The following is an 18,904-nucleotide window of genomic DNA, read 5'->3' as shown; positions in this document are numbered from 1 at the left end:
CCGCACCGGTCGACGTCGATGGAACCACGATCTCCGAGGCGCCGACGAGCATCCTGTTCACGGCGACGGGCACGGGCATCGGCGACGGCGAGTTCCAGCGCTTCACCGTCTCGGTGGGCGCCGTGCCGGACACCGGCAGCATCCTGCTCCCGGTCGTCCAGACCTACTCGGACGGATCGGTCTCGAGCTGGACGGACCCCACTCCGGCATCCGGGGAGGAGCCGGAGTTCCCGGCGCCCACGCTGTACATCACCGACGACGCTCCTGAGGGCGACGACCACGACGGCGCCACGGTGCAGACGGGTGACGGCGACCATGCGGATACGACCGCAGGAGACGCGTCGGCATCGGCGTACTCGACCGGCCTGGTAGTCGGGTTCCTCGGGCTCGGCGTGGCCGCAGTCGCTCTGGTGGTCTCGGGACTGGCGCTCGCACGCAGCCGCACCGCTGCCGGCGCCCGGAAGAAGGCCTAGCGATGGCGCGGTCGCGAGCTTCGGCGCCTCGTCGAACGGCGACGACCCGGGAGCGCCTCGCTGCGGCATCCGGACTGATGCTCGCGGCCGCGCTCGTCCTTGTGCCGGCAGGCGCGGCCTCGGCCCACGACTACCTGGTCTCCACCGATCCGGCCGCTGACTCCACCGTCTCGACTCCGATCGATCAGGTCGACCTGACATTCAACGACGCGGTCCTCGACTTCGCCGATTCGACCCGGCTGCAGGTGACGGGACCCGACGGCGGCTCGACGCACTTCGAGACGGCGTGCGCCACTGTTGCGAACACGGAGGTGTCTGCTCCGATCGCCCTCGGAGAAGCCGGGGAGTACACGGTGGTCTGGCGGATCGTGTCGTCAGACGGCCATGCGGTGAGCGATACATACTCGTTCCGGTATGAACCGGCTGACGGGACAACCGCCGCCGAGGGCTCATCGAGCGGGCCGGACTGCGGCGAGGCCGCAGAGGCCCCGAGCGACAGTGCGCCATCCACGGGGCCCGGCTCGGATTCCTACCTGCTGATCGGCACCGCGGTCGTGATCGCGCTGGTCGCCGCGGTCACGTTCGGCATCATCATCCTGCGCCGTCCCCGCGACGAGGACGGGGAGGAGTGAGGACGAGGAGGGGTGAGCCTCAGCGTCGGGCGGCGTACTGCTCGCGGATGACCGGTGCGTAGGCCACGTCGAGCTCGGCGAGCACGGAGGTCGACCAGCTCGGCAGCTCGCCGGTGAGGACCCAGGCCGCCTGACGAGCGGCTCCGCCGGCGACGTACTCTCCCGGCTCTGGCACATGCACGGCGATGGGGAAGACCTCACTCGCGATCCGCTGGACCGCCGGATTGAGCGCGGCGCCGCCGATCAGCAGCACCCGCTGGGCCTCGACCCCCTGGGAGGTGATCGCGGCAAGGCCATCGGCCAGTCCGCAGAGCAGCCCTTCGATCGCCGCGCGCGCCAGGTGGGCGCGAGTCGTGGTCGCCAGAGTCATGCCGAAGAGGGTCGCCGTGGCATCGGGGAGGTTCGGCGTGCGCTCGCCCTCGAAGTACGGCTGCAGCACCAGGCCGTCCGATCCGGCCGGCGCCTCGAGAGCGAGAGCGCCGAGCTCGTCGTGGCTCACCCCGAGCAGCGCCGCGGTCGCATCCAGGATGCGTGCCGCGTTGAGGGTGGCGACGAGCGGAAGGAAGTGACCGGTGGCGTCGGCGAAGCCCGCGACGGTTCCCGTCGCATCCGTCGTCGGCGCCTCGGTGACGGCGAAGACGGTGCCGCTCGTTCCGATCGACACGACGACGTCCCCCGTCGCGGCGCCCAGCCCGAGAGCGGCGCCCGCGTTGTCTCCGGCGCCCGGGCCGATAAGGATCTCCGAGTCGGCCACGGTCCCTGCCCGCTCGGACGGGCCGAGCACCCGGGGGAGGATCGCGTCGTGGCCGAGCGCGGCGACGAGCAGCTCGCGGTCGTAGTCCCCGGTCGCCGGGTCCCAGTAGCTGGTCCCGCTGGCGTCCGAGCGGTCGGTGACCAGCTCGGTCAGCACGGGGCCGTTCGGATCGGCGCTGTCCGGGCCGAAGCCGCGCAGCCGCCAGGTCAGCCAGTCGTGGGGGAGCGCCACCGCCGCGACGCGGGCGGCGTTCTCGGGTTCGGCATCGCGGAGCCAGCGCAGCTTCGTGGCGGTGAACGAGGCGACCGGCACGGATCCTGTCCGGGAGGCCAACTCCTCGGCGCCGAATTCGGCGATCAGGTCGCGAGCCGCCTGCGCGGAGCGGGTGTCGTTCCAGAGCAGGGCATCCCTGATGACGGCGCCCGACTCGTCGAGGACCACCATCCCGTGCTGCTGACCGCCGATCGCGATCGCCGCGACATCATCCAGTCCTCCCGCGGACTGGATGGCGGCTTTGAGCGCGAGCCACCAGGCCTCGGGATCGACGGACGTGCCGGCCGGGTGGGTCGCTCGACCCTCGCGGACGATCGCTCCCGTCTCCAGGTCGCGGACGACCACCTTGCAGCTCTGGGTCGACGAGTCGACACCGGCGACGAGCTGAGCCTGTGGAAGCGCGCCGTGCTGAGCCTGTCGAAGCGCCATCGCTTTTCCTCTCCGGAACTCAGGAAGAACTGCCTGGTCTCCGAAACTCAGGACGATATCGCCCATTCCCTCCTGAAGTTCGGAAGGGCTTCCTGAGTTCCGGAGATGGAGGTCGGGTCTAGCGGGCGCCCATCAGGTGCTCGCTGGCCAGCTGCTGCAGGCGGACGAAGCCGAAGCCCTTGGCGCCGTAGTAGCCGGCGGCGTCGAAGTCCTCGTAGGCCGAGGTGTCGGCGAGCAGGTCGTCGTACGACTCGCCCTCGTTGAGGGTCGGCTCGGACAGCTCGAGCACCTTGGCGGCCTTCAGGGCCTCCTGCACTTCGGGGTCGGCGCGGAAGGCCGCGGCGCGCTCCTTGAGGAGGAGGTAGTTGGCCATGTTCGCCTTGACAGAGTCCCACACGCCGGTCTCGTCCTCGGTGCGGCTCGGCTTGTAGTCGAAGTGCCGGGGGCCGTCGTAGGCCTGGCCGCCCTGCGGGCCGCCGTTCTCGAGCAGGTCGACGAGGGCGAACGCGTTGTGCAGGTCGCCGTGCGCGAACACCAGGTCCTGGTCGTACTTGATGCCGCGCTGGCCGTTGAGGTCGATGTGGAAGAGCTTGCCGTGGTACAGCGCCTGGGCGATGCCGGCGGCGAAGTTGAGCCCCGCCATCTGCTCGTGGCCGACCTCGGGGTTGACGCCGACGAGCTCGGGGCGCTCGAGGGAGTCGATGAAGGCGAGGGCGTGGCCGAGGGTCGGCAGCAGGATGTCGCCGCGGGGCTCGTTCGGCTTGGGCTCGATCGCGAAGCGGATGTCGTAGCCCTTGTCGGTGACGTAGTCGCCGAGCAGGTTGACGGCCTCGCGGTAGCGGGAGAGCGCCTGGCGGATGTCCTTCGCGGCGTCGTACTCGGCGCCCTCGCGGCCGCCCCACATCACGAACGTCTTGGCTCCGAGCTCTGCGGCGAGATCGATGTTGCGCATCACCTTGCGCAGGGCGAAGCGACGGACGGAGCGGTCGTTCGAGGTGAAGCCGCCGTCCTTGAAGACCGGGGCGCTGAACAGGTTGGTAGTGACCATCGGGACGATCAGTTCGGTATCGGCCAGCACCTGCTTGAGGCGATCGATCTGCGTCTGGCGCTCGGCGTCGGTCGAACCGAAGGCGAACAGGTCGTCATCGTGGAACGTGAGGCCGTACGCACCGTATTCGGCGAGCTTCTCGACGGCGTGCACCACGTCGAGTGCGGGGCGGGTGGGGCCGCCGAACGGGTCGGCTCCGTTGTATCCGATGGTCCAGAGACCGAAGGAGAACTTGTCTGCAGCGGTGGGGGTGAGAGTCATTGAGAGAGCCTTCCGGGGCGGCGTTGCCAATTGTTGCGTTCGCAAACATATAGTGAGATCGAGCGGAGCGCAATCGGTCGGTGCGCGTGTCAGGAGCAGCCATGTCGGATTCGCAGGAGCCCGCCTCGGGGGTGCGCTGGACCGGTGGCGGCCGTGCACCCGCCGACCGTGCCGCCAGGTCCGACCGGGTCCGTCGGGACAATCTCAGCGCGGTGCTCGAGCTGGCGCATTCCCGCGGCGCCCTCTCCCGTGCGCAGCTGACCAGGGAGACAGGACTCAACCGTTCAACCGTGGCCGCCCTCGTCGGCGAGCTCGTCGAGCGCGGTCTGGTCGTCGAGGGGGAGCCCGAGGCGTCTCGCGAAGTGGGGCGGCCGAGTCCGATCGTGCGCCCCGATCCGTCGATCGTCGCCCTGGCGGTCAACCCCGAGATCGACGCGGTCACGGTGGGCGCCGTCGGACTCGGTGGGCAGGTGCTCGCCGTGCGGCGGATCGATCTCGATCGCAGCCCGACACCGGTTGAGGCGGTCGAGGCCGCGGCACAGGGCATCGCCGACGTGAGTGTTCGAGTCGCCGAGTTGCGCGGCAGCGGACCCGACGGCGAGGTGCGCATCGTCGGGGTCGGGATCGCGGTGCCGGGTCTCGTCGAGACCCGGCACGGGATCGTGCGGCTCGCTCCGCACCTCGGCTGGGTGGACGAGCCGTTCACCGAGCTGCTGGCCCGGCGCACCGGGCTGTCGACGCATGCGGCGAACGATGCGTCACTTGGTGCGAACGCGGAGCGGATCTTCGGAGCGGGGCGCGGGGTGGAGCACCTCGTCTACCTCAACGGCGGCGCCAGCGGCATCGGCGGGGGCGTCATTGCGGGCGGCCGCCCGTTCCGCGGCCGGTCGGGCTTTGCGGGAGAGATCGGCCACACCTTCGTCAGCGGCGCGGATCGCGCCGATCCGTCCGGCAGTCGCGGCAGCCTCGAGGTGGAGGTCAACCGCGCCGCGCTGCTCTCCGCGCTGGGGTCGGGGGCGGTGGATGCCGATGCTCTCGACGCGGCGCTGGTCGGCTCGACATCGCCGGACGTGCAGGCGGTGATCCGCCGTCAGCTGGACCACCTGAGCACTGCGGTGTCGACGGTCGTCAACCTCTTCAATCCGCAGATGGTGGTGCTCGGCGGGTTCCTCGCCTCGCTCGACCGCGCTCAGCCGGGACGGCTGGAGACCTTGGTCCGGGAACGTGCGCTTCCTGTCTCGAGCGAGGGACTGTCCATCCAGCGCGCCCAGCTCGGCTCCTCGATCCTGATGATCGGCGCCGCCGAGCTGGCCTTCTCCGAGCTCCTCGCCGACCCCACCCACCTCCCACTCCGCCCCTAGCCCCCCATGTGTACGTTCCGGCCGAATGTGCACGCAATTTCGCGCACATTCGCCGGTTTCGTGCACATGCAGCCGCCCGAGGCAATCGCGCAGCTTTCTCGATCAGATCGCCGGGGAGGACCGCGCGGACAGATGAACCGGGGCGAGAGTACCTACGAAACCAGCATCAGGTGTGCGCAATTCCGTGCACATGGAGCCGGAACGTACACATAGGTGCGGGGCGGCAGGTGGCACGATGGCGGTATGCGACTCGGCGTCACGATCGACTATTCGGATGACTTCGCGCTCGCGGCCGACGACGTGGTCGAGTTCGAGCGGGCGGGGGCGGATGTCGTCGCGGTCGCCGAGGCCTACTCGTTCGACGCCGTGAGCCGGCTCGGCTACCTGGCCGCCGTCACGTCGACGATCGCGCTGACCTCGACGATCCTGCCGATCTACTCGCGCACCCCCACGCTGATCGCGATGACCGCCGCCAGCCTCGACTCCATCTCGGGCGGCCGCTTCGAGCTCGGTCTCGGCTCGTCCGGCGCCCAGGTGATCGAGGGCTTCCACGGTGTGCCGTTCACGGCGCCGCTCGGCCGGATCCGCGAGGTCGTCGAGATCTGCCGCTCCGTCTGGCGCCGCGAGAAGGTCGAGCATGCGGGCAGGAACTACTCCATCCCGCTGCCGGCCGATCAGGGCACAGGGCTCGGCAAGCCGCTCAAGCTCATCAACCGCCCCCTGAGGGCTGACATACCCGTCTCGATCGCCTCGCTCGCGCCGAAGGCCGCGACCCAGACAGCGGAGATCGCCGACGGCTGGCTCCCGCTCTTCTACTACCCCGAGCGCGCGGCGGACGCGTGGGGCGAGGCGCTCGCCGCCGGCCGAGCGAAGCGGGATCCTGCCCTCGGCGAGCTCGATGTCATCGTCTCGGCGCCCTTCGCCCTCGGCGATGCTGTCGACGCCGAGCTCGACGCCTACCGCCAGCGGATCGCCCTGTACGTCGGCGGAATGGGCGCGAAGGGCGCCAACTTCTACAACGACCTCGTCACCCGCTACGGCTTCGGCGACGAGGCGGCGACCGTGCAGGAGCTCTACCTCGCCGGGCAGAAGGCCGAAGCGGTCGAGCAGATCCCCGAGGAGCTCGTCCGTGCCACGTCGCTGATCGGCGACGAGGCGCACCTCCGCGATCGGATCGCCGCACTGCGCGCCGCGGGGGTCACCACGATCATGGTCGACCCGCTCGCCGAGACCTCGTCCGCCCGCATCGAGGCGATCGAGGCCCTCCGCGCCATCATCTCCGAGGGCATCTCCAAGGGCCCGACGGTGGACGCTCCCGAGGGAGCGGCGGGGTAGTGGAGGCAGTCGACGCGCTCGATGAGATCGCCTTCTGGCTCGAGCGTGACCGCGCCGCGGTCTTCAAGGTGGCGGCATTCCGCAAGGCCGCGACAGCCATCCGAGGCATGGGCCGCACGGAGCTGGTGACCCGGGCGGCCGACGGACGACTGAAGGCGATGAAGGGCATCGGAGGGCGCACCTTCGAGGTGATCTCTCAAGCCGTCGTCGGCGACGTGCCCGACTATCTCGTTGGCCTGCGGGAGAAGGGCGAGACGCCGCTCGCGACCGGAGGGGAAGCGCTCGCCGCCCAGCTCCGCGGAGACCTGCACACGCACAGCGACTGGTCCGACGGCACCACCGCGCCCGCGCTCATGCTCGCCGCGGCGCGCACCCTGCGCCGCGAATACCAGGCGCTCACCGATCACTCGCCGAACCTGACTATCGCCAACGGCCTGGACGCGGCTCGGCTCACGAAGCAGCTCGACCTCGTCGCAGAGCTCAACGATGCCAGCGGCGATGTCCGACTGCTCACCGGCATCGAGGTGGACATCCTCGAGGACGGCGTGCTCGACCAGACCCCCGAGCTGCTCGACCGGCTCGACATCGTCGTGGCGAGCGTGCACTCCAAGCTCCGCGCCGATCGCGGCACGATGACGCGCCGGATGCTCGGCGGCATCACCTCCCGTCAGACGAACGTGTTGGGCCACTGCACCGGACGTCTGGTCGAGGGATCACGGGGCACACGGCCGCAGTCGGAGTTCGATGCGAAGAGGGTCTTCGCCGCCTGCGCGGAGAACCACGTCGCCGTCGAGATCAACTCCCGACCGGAGCGCCAGGATCCGCCGGACGACCTCATCCAGCTCGCGCTCGATGCCGGCTGCCTGTTCAGCATCGACAGCGACGCGCATGCCCCCGGCCAGCTCGACTTCCTGCAGTACGGCGCGGCGCGGGCAGCGAAGGCGGGGATCCCGGCCGACCGGATCATCACGACCTGGCCACTCGACCGCCTGCTCGAGTGGACCCACGCCAAGCGCGGATGACCGCGACACGGCGCGCCCTTGCGCGGGGGCGCTGTAGCTGAGCGCTCCCTGGGTGCTTCCGGAGAGCGTCGGGAATACGGTGGGTCCATGGTCGATCTCTACGAACCCCAGAACGTTGCCACCAAGTACCCCCAGCCGCCCTTCGAGGCGCAGCAGCAGCCCGATCCCGGATCCATCTTCGACATGAAGCCTCGGCCGGATCACGGCGAGGAGAGCTACCGGGGCTCCGGAAAGCTGAAGGGCCGCAAAGCCCTGATCACCGGCGGCGACTCCGGCATCGGCCGTGCGGTCGCCATCGCCTTCGGCCGCGAGGGAGCCGACATCGCACTCAACTACCTGCCCGTCGAGAAGGAAGACGCCGAGGAGACTGCGAAGTACGCCGGCGACGGCGGCTCGAAGGTGGTGCTCCTTCCCGGGGACCTGACGGACGAGGCGTTCAACACCACGCTCGTCGAGGACGCGGTGGCCGAGCTCGGCGGGCTCGACATCCTCGTGATGGTGGGCGGCAAGATGCCGACGGTCAGCGGGATCGCCGACTTCGACACCTCGGTCTGGAACGACCTCGTCGCGCTCAACCTCAGTTCGCTCTTCTGGCTGACGAAGGCCGCGAAGCCGCACTTCGGCCCCGGCGCCTCGATCATCACCACATCGTCGGTGCAGGGCTTCACCCCGACCCCCGACCTCGTGGAGTACGCGGTAACGAAGGCCGGCATCGCGAACTTCACCCGCGCCATGGCGGGGCAGCTGGCCGAAGAGGGGATCCGGGTCAACGGCGTCGCCCCCGGTCCGATCTGGACTCCGCTGCAGCCGTCGAGTGTGCCCAACGAGAAGATCGAAGAGTTCGGGTCGCAGTCGCCTCTCGGCCGCCCCGGCCAGCCCGTCGAGCTCGCCTCGACCTACGTGTACCTCGCGTCGCAGGAGTCGAGCTACACGACCGGTGAGACCATCGCGGTCACCGGCGGCATGCCGGTCACCTGAGCAGGACCGCCGACATCCCGAACTCCAGCACGCACCCGACAGGCGACATCGGGGAGAGGCGCTCGGCATTCGCCGACGCGCTTCTGCGCACCGACGGCTACGCCGATCTCCGTGAATACGCGGCGATCGGCGATGGCCGCACGGTCGCGCTCATCGCCCGCGACGGTCAGATCGACTGGCTGCCGATGCCCGCCCTGCACACGCCGCCCGTCTTCGCCGGGATCGTGGACGCGCCGCTCGGCGGACACTTCGCCCTCCGTCCCCGCGGCGAGTTCACCAGTTCGCGTGCCTATGTGGACGGCACGAACGTGCTCGTCACCCGCTTCGAGACGTCGACGGGCACGGCGATCGTCACCGACGCGCTGATCACCGGCGTCGCCGGACGGCTGCCCTGGTCGGAGCTCGCTCGCCGCATCGACGGCATCGAGGGGGAGGTCGTCTTCGAGTGGGCCGTCGTGCCCGGCAACGTCTTCGGCACCGACCCGGTGCGCCGGCTGAATTCGCTGTACGGTCCCATCCTCCGAGCGGGAGAGATCAACCTCGCGCTCGTCGGCTTCGCGCACGGACGCCTCGACCCCCACGCGCCGGGTCGTGGAGTCGTGGACGAGCCGCTCGACTTCCACGGCGAGTTCGCGACCGCTCCGGGGTCGCGCCATCTGCTCTGCCTCTGCGGCACCGACGACGAGCCGATCCACCTGCCCGATCCGCACGTCGTGGACGAAGGGGTGGACCGCACGATAGCCAGCTGGCAGTCCTGGTCGAAGGAGTTCAACTGGGACGGCCCGTGGGGCGACGTCGTGCAGCGCAGCGCGCTGGCGCTCAAGCTGCTGATCTTCAGCCCGACGGGAGCGATCGCGGCCGCGGCGACGACGTCCCTGCCCGAGCGGATCACCGACCGCAAGCGCACGGCGAAGAACTACGACTACCGGTTCGCCTGGGTGCGCGACCTCGCCTACACGGTCGACGCGCTGATCAGCTTCGGGCTCCGTGAGGAGCCGCACGCCGCCGTCTCATGGGTGCTGAAGGCACTCAAGGGCAGCGGCGGCAGCATGCGGATCTTCTTCGAGCTCGACGGATCGCTGAGCGACGGGGTGCACGAGATGACCGCCGAGGGATACCGCGGCGTCGGACCCGTCCTCGTCGGCAACGTGGCCAGCGGCCAGCTGCAGCTCGGTGTGTACGCCGACGTCCTGGCGATCATGAGCACCTATGTCGATGGCGGCAACATCCTCGACGAGTCCACCTCGGAGCTGCTCCTCGGATTCGCCGACGACGCATGCATCATGTGGCAGAAGAAGGACTCCGGGATGTGGGAGCTGCCCAAGGCGCGGCACTACACCTCGAGCAAGATGGGCTGCTGGCAGGCAATCGTGTCGGCCCTGAAATTGGCCGATGCGGGGGAGATCCATCCGTCGGAGAGCCAGCGCGCCACGTGGGAGCGCAATCGCGACCTGATCCGCGAGTGGGTCGACGCGAACGCCTGGTCGGAGGAGCTCGGCTCCTACGTGATGTACCCCGGCAGCACGGATGTCGACGCGTCCGTCCTGCTGCATGCGCCGAGCGGCTTCGATCGCGGCGAGCGGATGTCGCGCACGATCGATCGGCTGTACGCCGACCTCGGTGCCGGGCCACTGCTCTACCGGTACAGCGGCATGCGGGAGGAGGAGGGCACCTTCACCGCCTGCGCGTTCTGGGCGGCGTCCGCCCTCGCCTGCGTCGGTCGACACGACGAGGCCGTGGCGCTCATGGAGCAGCTGGTCGCCCAGGTCAACGATGTGGGCCTGCTCACCGAGATGATCGATGCGGAATCGGGGGACTTCCTCGGCAATTTCCCGCAGGGGCTCAGCCATCTGGCGGTGGTGAACGCCGCGATCCTCATCGACGCACTCGCGGACGTCTAGTGGGTGGGGAGTGACCTGCCGAGTTCTGCCGCCTGGACGGGCCTCCAGGTGACAGAACTGGGCAGCTCGGCTCGGAATCGGGTGACACGGGCGGGCCGGCTGTCTAGCGTGATGGCATGTGCCGGAACATCCATCAGCTCGCCAACTTCGAGCCCGCCGCCTCCGACGATGAGGTCCACGCTGCCGCGCTGCAGTTCGTCCGAAAGATCAGCGGATCGACCAAGCCCTCCAAGGCCAATCAGGAGGCCTTCGATCGTGCGGTCCACGAGATCGCCCACATCTCGCAGCATCTGCTCGACGATCTGGTGATCAATGCTGCGCCGAAGAACCGCGAGATCGAAGCGGAGAAGGCCAAGGAGCGCTCGGCGAAGCGCTTCGCGACCGCTTGACGCGATCTGATCCGGTATGCCGAACGGCGGACGGGCGCTCAGGCGGAGAGGGCGGCCTCGAGGGCGTCGAGGTCGGCGTTCATCCAGTCGAGATAACCGCTGCCCGTCGGCCGGGTCTCGCGCACCGCGACCGCGGGGACGCCGGCGTCGTCGGCGGCGGCGAGGATCTGCTCGGTCGCACTGGTCGTGGTCTGCTCGTTGTAGACGAGCACCCGAACGGCGCCGTCGGCGAACAGGGCCAGCGTCTCGTCGAGGACGCTCACCGGCACATCGGTGTCCTCCTCGACGGCCTCGCTGAACTCGCTCGGGGTGCGATTCTCAAGGCCGATCGCATCCAGCAGGTACAGCGGCACGGGCTCGGTGATCGCCGCCCCTTCGCCGGAATAGCTCATCGCGAGCTCCGCCTCTCGCGCTTCGAGATCGTCGAGGGAAGCGGCGAATACGGCGGCGTTGGCCGTGAAGGCCGCCTCACCGCTGGGATCGAGGGCCGACAGCGTCCCCACGAGCTGATCGGCGAGCTTCTGCATGGTCGGGAAGTCGTACCAGAGGTGCTCGTTGAACTCCCCGTCCGCGGGCGCCTGGTCGTACCCGGAGATGTCTGCGACATCGAGGACCGTCGCGTCGTCATTGCCGGCGGCGGAGAGCAGGGTGCTGACGAAGTCGTCATAGCCGCCGCCGTTCTCGAGGACGACATCGGCCCGTGAGAGCGCCAGCTGAGTGCGCGCGGTCGCCTCGTACTCGTGCGGATCCTGGTTCTCGCTGTCGATGATGGCGGTGACCTCGACGAGGTCGCCGCCGATGGCGCTCGCGATGTCCGCGTAGACGTCGGTCGATGCGACCACGGAGATCCGGCCATCCGCGGGGTCAGAGCCTGTCGTGCTGCAGCCGGCGAGGGCGAGCCCGCTGATGCCGAGCAGAGCGGCGGTGAGCAGCAGCGGGCGGCGGCGGGGGATGCGAGGAGATACGTGCACGGGAGCCAATCGGGTAGCGGCCGCTCGACTGCACGGCTCGACCACCCTATTTGCTACTGAGAATCATTGTCAAAACACGACCGCGCTTGTCGGCCGACGGAATCACGCCTGGACCGCATCGGCCGTGCTCGAGAGCAGATCCGATCCTGCGACGGGCGTGCCGGTCTCCAGCGAGGCGATCCAGCTCGCCGTCGGCATGACGGCGGCGAAATCGGACTGCATGACGACGAGAACCGCCGTGTGCAGCTGTTCGGCCGTGAGCGAGCCGAGCTCGTTCGACAGCGCAAGGGTGCCGGTGGCGTCCGAGAGGAACTCGACGCCGAATCCGCGATGCACGGCGTCGCGCGCCGTCGAATCGCAGCAGTGCTGGGTCATGTATCCGGTGATCACGAGGGTGTCGACGCCCTGAGCGTGCAGGAACTCTTCGAGGGAGGTGCCCGTGAAGCTCGACGGAAACGTCTTCTCGATCCGCAGGTCGAGGGGGCGTCCGGCGATTGCGGGCACGAGCTCGAATCCGTCGCTTCCGCGTGCGAAGACGGGGGAGTCCTCAGGTTCGGCGTGCTGGACGACGACGACCGGGATGCCGCGCTGCTGGGCGGCATCCATTGCCTCGCCGATTCGGGCGATCGACGATCCGACCTCGGGATAGCCGATCGGCAGCCGTCCGGAGACGTATTCGTTCTGGGCGTCGATGACGACGAGCGCACGCTTCATGGACCCATCATGACTGCCGCCGACGCCCGCCGGCTGTCGGGGATGCGAGAGCGAGGTTCCGCCGAGTTCGACGGCAGCGCTCCGGGTGCGGTGCGAGGACCGCCCCGGAGCGCGTGCGGTCGGGCTACTTCTCTTCGGACTTCAGAGCGAGGCCGAGGGCGAAGAAGGTGGGCGCCCAGTGGCCCACGAAGATGCCCCAGCGGTCCGCCTGCGCGCGGCTGTCCTTCTTGCCGCGCGAGATGAGCCAGGCGGCGAAGCTCAGCACGATCGAGAGGAAGCCGCCCGTGAAGGCCCATTCGCTCTTGAAGCCCGCGTCGCTCAGTGCCTTGACGGGATTGAGGGGCCCGGCGTCCTGTGCGGCCTTCGCGCGCTTCTTGGCCTGCTTGCTCAGTGTTGACATGGGTGGTGTTCTCTTCCGTAGGAGTGAAGCGAGTCCGGGATCCAGCGAGTCTGGGATCCGGTGGCTCTGGGATCCAATAGGCGAGCCGGTCCGATCGGGAACGGAGGAGGGCGCGCCCCTCTCGCCACGCTATTTCCGCGGAGGCCTGGCGCGGTCGTTTCACCCGATATGCCAAGGTTCCCGCTCGTCCCGTCATTGAACTGGGTTGGAAATCCGAATCCAGGGTGGTAGCGTGAACCGCCGGTCGATGGAGTCCGCATCCCTCCTCCGCGATCTCCGCGCGGACCCTCGAAAGGCCTGTCATGTCCTCTCCCGTCCCGCGCACCGCCTCGCACCGACCTTCGCTGACGTCTCGTCGACTGGGCCCCGGCGCCAGCTTCTGGACCGCGGCGGTGGTGGCGGGCCTCGCACTGTGGGCGAGCGCAGCACCGACCGTCGTCTATCCGCTGTATGCGGCCCGATGGGATCTGACCCCCACGGTCACCACCGCGATCTTCGCGATCTACCCGATCGTGCTGATCCCCGTCCTGCTCGTCTTCGGCGGACTCTCCGACGTCATCGGACGGCGGGCGACCATCCTCACCGGCCTCGGCATCCTCGCTGCGGGCTGCCTCGCCTTCGCGGTCGCCCCCGATCTCGGCTGGGTGCTGGCCGGACGTGCACTGATGGGAGCGGGCGTCGGGCTGTCGCTCAGTCCCGCGACAGCCGCGATGATCGACTTCGGCGGCCCGAGCCGGGCGCACCGCGCGAGCTCGACCACCACCGCGGCGACTGCGACGGGGCTCGCCCTCGCCACCCTGGTGGGCGGCGCGCTCGTCCAGTACGCCCCCGCGCCGATGCACCTGAGCTTCTGGGTGCTGTTCGCGGCGGCCGTCGCCACCTTCGGTGTGGCCCTCTTCCTGCCCGGGCGCACGGCGGAGCAGGCTGCGGAGCGCTGGCGGCCGCGGCGGATGCTCATCCCCGCCGCGCGGGGCATGTTCGCGGCCGGAGCGCTCGGCATCTCGGCCGCCTACACGATGGGCGCGATCTTCCTGGCCCTCGGTGCTCAGATCGCCCGCGAGCTGGTGCGCTCGGACAACGCATTCGCCGACGGGGCCATCATCGCGATCTCGGCCGTGATGATCGGCGTGGTCGCTGTGCTGGCGCGATCCCTCTCTCCGGTGCTCACGATCACCATCGGCCCGATCGCCGCCACGGTCGGCCTCGGCCTGCTCATCGCCGCGGGCGCCGCGCACTCGCTGCCGCTCTTCATCGCCTCATCCGTCGTCGCGGGCACCGGGTACAGCCTGCTGTTCTCCGGCGGTCTCGGCCTCGTCTCGCGGAGCGCGCCCGCCGAGCATCGCGGCGCCGTGCTGTCGGCGGCCTACGTCATCGGCTACTTCGCCCAGGCCGCAGGGGCGCTCGCCCTCGGGGCCCTCGCCACCTCGGCGGGACTGCTGACCGCCCTCGAGATCGGCTCTCCGGTCATCCTCGTCATCGGGGTCCTCGCCTTGGTGCTGGCGAACCTCGGCCGTCGGCGGGCGCTCACCACCTGACCCGAAGGACTCGGCCTGACGTCGGCGGATCCCTCATGGCGTCGACGGATCGGATCGGCACGGATCGGATCGGCACGGATCGAACTGTCAGGGATCGCATCGACACATATCGACACGGAGAGTCCAAAGCCCATGCGCGTGCATAGCGTCGGAAGTACCCACCGACCGAGCACGACGCCCGGCGCGCGAACAGAAACGAGCAACAGATGACCGTCACCGACGAACTCCTCAGCAACAACGAGACCTACGCGGCAACGTTCTCGGGCCCGCTCCCGCTGCCGCCGTCGAAGCATGTCGCCGTCGTCGCCTGCATGGACGCGCGGCTCAACGTCTACGGCATCCTCGGGCTGGGCGACGGCGAGGCCCACGTCATCCGCAACGCAGGCGGGGTGATCACGGAGGACGAGATCCGCTCGCTGGCGATCAGTCAGCGCCTGCTCGGCACCGAGGAGATCATCCTCATCCACCACACCGACTGCGGCATGGTGACCTTCACCGACGACGCCTTCAAGCAGAGCATCCTCGACGAGACAGGGATCCGGCCGACCTGGTCGGCTGAGTCCTTCCCCGATGCGGCCGCCGATGTCGTGCAGTCGATCCACCGGATCCAGGCGAGCCCGTTCATCCCGAAGAAGGACTCGGTGCGCGGCTTCGTCTTCGATGTGGCGACGGGCAGGCTCGACGAGGTCAGCGCCTAGTCAGCCGTTCCCGACATCGCGACGCGCGAAGTCGGCGGCAATCGCGTCCCACCACGCGGTCGACGCCTGGCGGGCGGCGTCGATCGCGGGGGCAGTGCGCTCGGCCAGCTCGAGCCTGGTCCGCCAGACCCGATCGACGACCTCGTCCATCCTGCCCTCGCTCCGCGCCGCAAGCAGCTCGGCGAGCGGGACGACGCAGGCCTGGCCGAGATTGCCAAGCGCTCCGGTCAGCTTCACCCGGGTGTAGTCGTCGACGGGGATGCCGAGGATGGGTGTGGCCGCCGCGGCGGCGAACACCGCGGGGTGGTAGCGGCTTGTCACCACGAGCTGCGCGCTCCTCGCCAGCGCGGCGGCGGTGCGCGAGTCGGTGGCCGGGATGGCTCGCCCCTGGCCCGTCGTCATCCGGGCGCGGACCGCCGAATGGATCCGATCGTCGCCGCGCAGCGGCTGCCCCCCTTCGACGTCGCCGTCGAGATGTCCGCCGAGACTTCTCCCCAGGGGGCCGAAATGCGGCAGGAAGGTGATCTCCAGTCCGGTGGCGAGGTGCACCGCGTCGAGCAGCGCGGCGATCGCGGACAGGGCCGCCTCCTCGGGGGCGTCGCCCAGGTAGCCGGAGAGCGACACCAGGCAGCCGGGGGCGGTCGGATCGTCCGCGGCGAGCCGGGGGTCGTCGATCCCGAGGAAGCTCGCGTCGTCGGTCGTCTGGTGCAGCAGTTCGGCCGGCACCCCGAGCCGCGCGCAGAGCGCGAAGGACGCCGCCTCGCGCAGACCCACCCGTCGAGCCGAGCCGAGGAGCTCGCGAACCCGCTCGGCGTCGGATGCGACGAGCGCGGGGCCGATGGTCTGTCCCGACACGACCAGGGGCACCCCGAGGGCAGCAGCGATCGCGCCGAGCGTCGTGCGCTCGTGGATGTGCACGGGCCAGGTCGAGGCGATGTTGCCGCCGCCGGCGATCGCCACGCCGTCGGCCTCGCGCACCGCCGCGATCACGGCGAGCGCAGGATCGTCCGCGGCGAGCCCGCTCGGGTCCCCGTGCGCGGCACGCAGCACGCGGGCACGCCGGTCGTCGCTGGCGACGCGGTCGTGCGGTGCCGGCCAGCCGATCCTGGGGATGGCGTCTATCCCGTAGCGCTCGGCGGTCTCGCTCGGCGCGGACGAGATGCCGACGACGGACGCCCCACGAGCGCGCAGCTGCGTCACGAGCTCCTCGAACATCGCCTCGTCGCCGATGTGGACCATGCCGTCGAGCACGCCGACGTCTCCGATGACGACGACGCGCATGGCGGCCCCTCTCGCTGCCCGATCTGCGGGCTCCTCGACTGTGCGCCGGCGTCCCGCCGAGCCGCATCAGATTAGAGGGGCGCACCCCCGTTCGGCGAATTCCGGATGAATTGACGAACGTGTGGCTGATCAGGCGACTCATCAAATGTGAGTTCCCGTCATCCACACGGTCGGCGCCGAATAGCATCAGGACCGGGGCGTGTGGTTGCGCGCGCCCGATAGCACAGTGAAAGGGATGTGACCCGTGGGCATCCAGACCTCCCTCGACGCGATCCGCGATGCGGACCGTCTCATCGATTCCATGCGCCTCGCCGACGATCTCGCCTTCGAGGCGAGCCGCGACGGCGGCGTGCGCACCATCCGACTGCTCACCGCGGCCACTGCGGATCGCGACCAGGTGGTCGCCATCGCCGCCACCCACGCGCTCGGTCAGGTCTTCGACCAGCAGGCGGATCTCGCCATCTCGCGACTCCTCTCCGACGCCCGCCCGTTCATCCGCGAGCACGCTGCATGGGTCCTCGGCTCCCGCCTGCCCCGCTTCGATGCGATCGGCCGCCTGATCGGCATGGTGGTCGCCGGCGGCTTCACCGGGATGCTCGCCCAGCGCGCGCTCGAGCAGTGGGCGGCCGCGATCCCCGACCACATCGGCGTCGCGCTGGAAGGCACGCTGCTCGGCGGCCACCCCGTCGACGCGCGGGTCCGACTCGTCGAGACCCTCGGCCTGGTCCGCAACCGGATCGCCACCCGTCCGCTGCTCGCCCTCGCCGGGAACGCCTCCGAGGCGGAGGCGGTCAGGGTGGCCGCCATCTCGGCCCTCGGACAGCGCGGCGGCGACCGTGCCGTCGTCGAGCTCCTCACCGAGCTGGCCGACCTCGGCTCGCAGCCGGGCTCCGACCTGCTCGCCGACGTCGCCCGCCTCGCGCTCGTCGACCTCTCCGCGTCGACCCAGGTGCGGGTCAGCGCCGGCGGACCCCTCACGATCGCCCAGCTCTTCCTGCACGCGGACATCGACGCTGGGCTCACCCATGCCGGCAGCGGCGACAACGGCGGCATCGCCACGCTGCTCGTCCGCCTCGGCGACGCGCTGACCGCGCCCGCCGGATCCGAGCCGCCGATCGTCGAGCGCGTCCTCACCCTGTCCCGTGGATCCGTCGCGAGCGCGCTGGCCAGCGTGGTGGAGATCAGCGGGGCCCAGACCGGACACGACTACGGCCGCGTCCCCCTGCTCACCGATCCGGTCGCGTCGGCTGCGGCATGGCCGCTCCGAGTGGCCGCCCGTCGAGGCATCCGCCGCATCCTGCGCGCGGCGGGCGGTGTCGACGCCCTGCACCTGCGCATGGCCGACGTCGGCAGCCTCGCTGCGGCAGACGTCGCGCGCGAGCTGGACATCCCGGTGATCTTCACCGTGGCGCCGGACCCTCACGCGGTCATCCACTCGCTCGACCAGTCGGGATCGCTGGGCCACGCCGACTTCGGCGACGTCGACATCGTCGAGCACTTCTGGTTCCGCGCCCGCCTGGTGCAGCAGCTCGCCGGCAATGCCGCGCACACCGTGCTGTTCCCGCGCCCCGAGCTGGCGCGCGACATGAAGGAGCTCGTCGGCATCGACATCGCCGCGCACCCCGAACGGCACTCCATCGTCCCCGAGGGCATCGATCTCGGCGTGGTCGACCGCGCCGTCGCCGAGGCATCCGCCGCGGCGGGGGGCGGAGCGGAGTCCCATGCGCTGGGAGAGCTGCGCGCACTCTTGGAGGAGCTGCCCTCCGACCGTCGCGACCTGCCGCTGCTGGTCAGCGTCGGACGGTTCCACCGGGTCAAGGGAATGGCGAGCATCGTCGAGGCATGGGCGGCGGGCGAGCCCGGCACGAGGCTGCGAGACCGGGCCAACCTGCTCCTGATCGGAGGGGACCTGGCCCATCCCAGCCTCGACGAGCGCGAGCAGCTCGAGCGGATGAATGCAATCGTGCCGCAGGGCTCACGTGCGGCCGCAGGACTGCTGCTGCCCGGTCACCGCCCGAACGACACGGTCGCCCGCTGGGTCGCCGCCGCGCGCTTCGGTGTGCCGGGGCTGGTCGCCCCGAACGGCGTCTACGTCTGCGGAAGCCTCAAGGAGGAGTTCGGGATCGCCCTGCTCGAGGCGATGGCGTCGGGCCTGTTCGTCGTCGCACCCGCCGGCGGAGGTCCCGCCACCTATGTCGAGCAGGGCGTGACCGGGATCCTGACCACCACGTGGGATCTCGAGCAGCTGCGCGTCAGCATGGCGGCGGCGCTCGATCTCACCGCGGACGAGCGCACCGAGGATCGGGCCGCGGAATCGCGGCGGGTGGTCGCCGACAAGTTCACCATCGGCGCGATGGCCGCAGCGCTGTCGACCGTCTACCTCGCGGTCGGCGAGGAGGAGCGCAGGCAGCAGGACCTGTCCGTGCCCATCCGATGACGGACGCGTCAC

17 protein-coding genes are annotated in these 18,904 nt (G+C 70.0%); 11 read left to right on the top strand and 6 right to left on the bottom strand.

Annotation, left to right across the window (positions count from 1 at the left end; translation table 11 throughout):
* Both E6C64_RS10950 and E6C64_RS10945 read left to right on the top strand, forming a co-directional pair.
* Window positions 1-473: DUF1775 domain-containing protein (locus tag E6C64_RS10950; protein WP_136427513.1), on the top strand; the 473-nt coding region annotated here is incomplete at its 5' end.
* A 2-nt stretch (window positions 474-475) separates the two neighbouring features.
* The gene (locus E6C64_RS10945) at window positions 476-1,105 is read left to right on the top strand and encodes a copper resistance CopC family protein (RefSeq protein WP_136427512.1); all 630 of its coding nucleotides are present in this window, start codon (window positions 476-478) and stop codon (window positions 1,103-1,105) included.
* 19 nt (window positions 1,106-1,124) lie between these two features.
* Here E6C64_RS10945 and xylB read toward each other — a convergent pair whose 3' ends face one another.
* Entirely contained in the window at window positions 1,125-2,561 is a 1,437-nt protein-coding gene (gene xylB, locus E6C64_RS10940) for a xylulokinase (RefSeq protein ID WP_136427511.1), read from the bottom strand.
* A gap of 118 nt (window positions 2,562-2,679) precedes the next feature.
* Window positions 2,680-3,870 carry a xylose isomerase gene (xylA, locus tag E6C64_RS10935; RefSeq protein ID WP_136427510.1) on the bottom strand — a complete coding sequence of 397 codons (1,191 nt, stop codon included), beginning with the start codon at window positions 3,868-3,870 and terminating at the stop codon, window positions 2,680-2,682.
* Window positions 3,871-3,971: 101 nt separating this feature from the next.
* Between xylA and E6C64_RS10930 the strand changes: the two genes are divergently transcribed.
* The 6 genes from E6C64_RS10930 (at window position 3,972) to E6C64_RS10905 (ending at window position 10,856) form a co-directional block, all read left to right on the top strand.
* Window positions 3,972-5,231 (top strand): ROK family transcriptional regulator, encoded by a 1,260-nt coding sequence (locus tag E6C64_RS10930; protein WP_136427509.1) that lies wholly within the window; start codon window positions 3,972-3,974, stop codon window positions 5,229-5,231.
* A 243-nt stretch (window positions 5,232-5,474) separates the two neighbouring features.
* Window positions 5,475-6,566 carry an LLM class F420-dependent oxidoreductase gene (locus E6C64_RS10925; protein ID WP_136427508.1) on the top strand — a complete coding sequence of 364 codons (1,092 nt, stop codon included), beginning with the start codon at window positions 5,475-5,477 and terminating at the stop codon, window positions 6,564-6,566.
* Complete coding sequence (locus E6C64_RS10920) at window positions 6,566-7,588, top strand: PHP domain-containing protein (protein ID WP_136427507.1); 1,023 nt, start codon at window positions 6,566-6,568, stop codon at window positions 7,586-7,588. The genes E6C64_RS10925 and E6C64_RS10920 overlap by 1 nt, the downstream gene beginning before the upstream one ends.
* A gap of 87 nt (window positions 7,589-7,675) precedes the next feature.
* Window positions 7,676-8,566 (top strand): SDR family oxidoreductase, encoded by an 891-nt coding sequence (locus E6C64_RS10915; protein ID WP_136427506.1) that lies wholly within the window; start codon window positions 7,676-7,678, stop codon window positions 8,564-8,566.
* Between the two features lie 83 nt (window positions 8,567-8,649).
* Complete coding sequence (locus E6C64_RS10910) at window positions 8,650-10,467, top strand: glycoside hydrolase family 15 protein (RefSeq protein WP_233255587.1); 1,818 nt, start codon at window positions 8,650-8,652, stop codon at window positions 10,465-10,467.
* A gap of 116 nt (window positions 10,468-10,583) precedes the next feature.
* Window positions 10,584-10,856, top strand: coding sequence for a DUF2277 domain-containing protein (locus E6C64_RS10905; RefSeq protein ID WP_136427504.1), 273 nt, complete (start codon window positions 10,584-10,586; stop codon window positions 10,854-10,856).
* Between the two features lie 38 nt (window positions 10,857-10,894).
* Here the strand turns inward: E6C64_RS10905 and E6C64_RS10900 are convergent, their stop codons facing one another.
* From E6C64_RS10900 to E6C64_RS10890, 3 genes are all read right to left on the bottom strand, one after another.
* On the bottom strand, window positions 10,895-11,827 hold the full coding sequence (locus E6C64_RS10900; RefSeq protein WP_233255572.1) for a metal ABC transporter solute-binding protein, Zn/Mn family: 933 nt from the start codon (window positions 11,825-11,827) through the stop codon (window positions 10,895-10,897).
* A gap of 102 nt (window positions 11,828-11,929) precedes the next feature.
* Window positions 11,930-12,541, bottom strand: coding sequence for a cysteine hydrolase family protein (locus E6C64_RS10895; RefSeq protein ID WP_136427503.1), 612 nt, complete (start codon window positions 12,539-12,541; stop codon window positions 11,930-11,932).
* A gap of 124 nt (window positions 12,542-12,665) precedes the next feature.
* Entirely contained in the window at window positions 12,666-12,941 is a 276-nt protein-coding gene (locus E6C64_RS10890) for a hypothetical protein (RefSeq protein WP_233255571.1), read from the bottom strand.
* A 302-nt stretch (window positions 12,942-13,243) separates the two neighbouring features.
* Here E6C64_RS10890 and E6C64_RS10885 point away from each other — a divergent pair, with 302 nt between their 5' ends.
* Window positions 13,244-14,476: an MFS transporter gene (locus E6C64_RS10885; protein ID WP_136427502.1), complete on the top strand. Its 1,233-nt coding sequence runs from the start codon at window positions 13,244-13,246 to the stop codon at window positions 14,474-14,476.
* A gap of 206 nt (window positions 14,477-14,682) precedes the next feature.
* The gene (locus tag E6C64_RS10880) at window positions 14,683-15,174 is read left to right on the top strand and encodes a beta-class carbonic anhydrase (RefSeq protein ID WP_136427501.1); all 492 of its coding nucleotides are present in this window, start codon (window positions 14,683-14,685) and stop codon (window positions 15,172-15,174) included.
* Here the strand turns inward: E6C64_RS10880 and E6C64_RS10875 are convergent, their stop codons facing one another.
* Window positions 15,175-16,455, bottom strand: a complete 1,281-nt coding sequence (locus tag E6C64_RS10875; protein ID WP_136427500.1) for a polysaccharide pyruvyl transferase family protein — start codon at window positions 16,453-16,455, stop codon at window positions 15,175-15,177.
* A gap of 244 nt (window positions 16,456-16,699) precedes the next feature.
* On the opposite strand from E6C64_RS10875, the gene E6C64_RS10870 reads away from it, so the two are divergent.
* Entirely contained in the window at window positions 16,700-18,892 is a 2,193-nt protein-coding gene (locus tag E6C64_RS10870) for a glycosyltransferase (protein ID WP_136427499.1), read from the top strand.
* Window positions 18,893-18,904 lie beyond the last annotated feature (12 nt).

Origin of the sequence: Naasia lichenicola (genome assembly GCF_004801885.1) — a bacterium.
Taxonomy (GTDB): Bacteria; Actinomycetota; Actinomycetes; order Actinomycetales; family Microbacteriaceae; genus Naasia; species Naasia lichenicola.
This window is presented reverse-complemented; position numbering and strand designations above follow the sequence as displayed.

Coding starts and splice junctions, on each gene's coding strand:
- E6C64_RS10930 (WP_136427509.1), top strand. CDS start 3,972: ATGTCGGATTCGCAGGAGCCCGCCTCGGGGGTGCGCTGGACCGGTGGC.
- E6C64_RS10925 (WP_136427508.1), top strand. CDS start 5,475: ATGCGACTCGGCGTCACGATCGACTATTCGGATGACTTCGCGCTCGCG.
- E6C64_RS10885 (WP_136427502.1), top strand. CDS start 13,244: ATGTCCTCTCCCGTCCCGCGCACCGCCTCGCACCGACCTTCGCTGACG.
- E6C64_RS10895 (WP_136427503.1), bottom strand. CDS start 12,541: ATGAAGCGTGCGCTCGTCGTCATCGACGCCCAGAACGAATACGTCTCC.
- E6C64_RS10880 (WP_136427501.1), top strand. CDS start 14,683: ATGACCGTCACCGACGAACTCCTCAGCAACAACGAGACCTACGCGGCA.
- E6C64_RS10945 (WP_136427512.1), top strand. CDS start 476: ATGGCGCGGTCGCGAGCTTCGGCGCCTCGTCGAACGGCGACGACCCGG.
- E6C64_RS10890 (WP_233255571.1), bottom strand. CDS start 12,941: ATGTCAACACTGAGCAAGCAGGCCAAGAAGCGCGCGAAGGCCGCACAG.
- E6C64_RS10905 (WP_136427504.1), top strand. CDS start 10,584: ATGTGCCGGAACATCCATCAGCTCGCCAACTTCGAGCCCGCCGCCTCC.
- xylB (WP_136427511.1), bottom strand. CDS start 2,561: ATGGCGCTTCGACAGGCTCAGCACGGCGCGCTTCCACAGGCTCAGCTC.
- xylA (WP_136427510.1), bottom strand. CDS start 3,870: ATGACTCTCACCCCCACCGCTGCAGACAAGTTCTCCTTCGGTCTCTGG.
- E6C64_RS10915 (WP_136427506.1), top strand. CDS start 7,676: ATGGTCGATCTCTACGAACCCCAGAACGTTGCCACCAAGTACCCCCAG.
- E6C64_RS10875 (WP_136427500.1), bottom strand. CDS start 16,455: ATGCGCGTCGTCGTCATCGGAGACGTCGGCGTGCTCGACGGCATGGTC.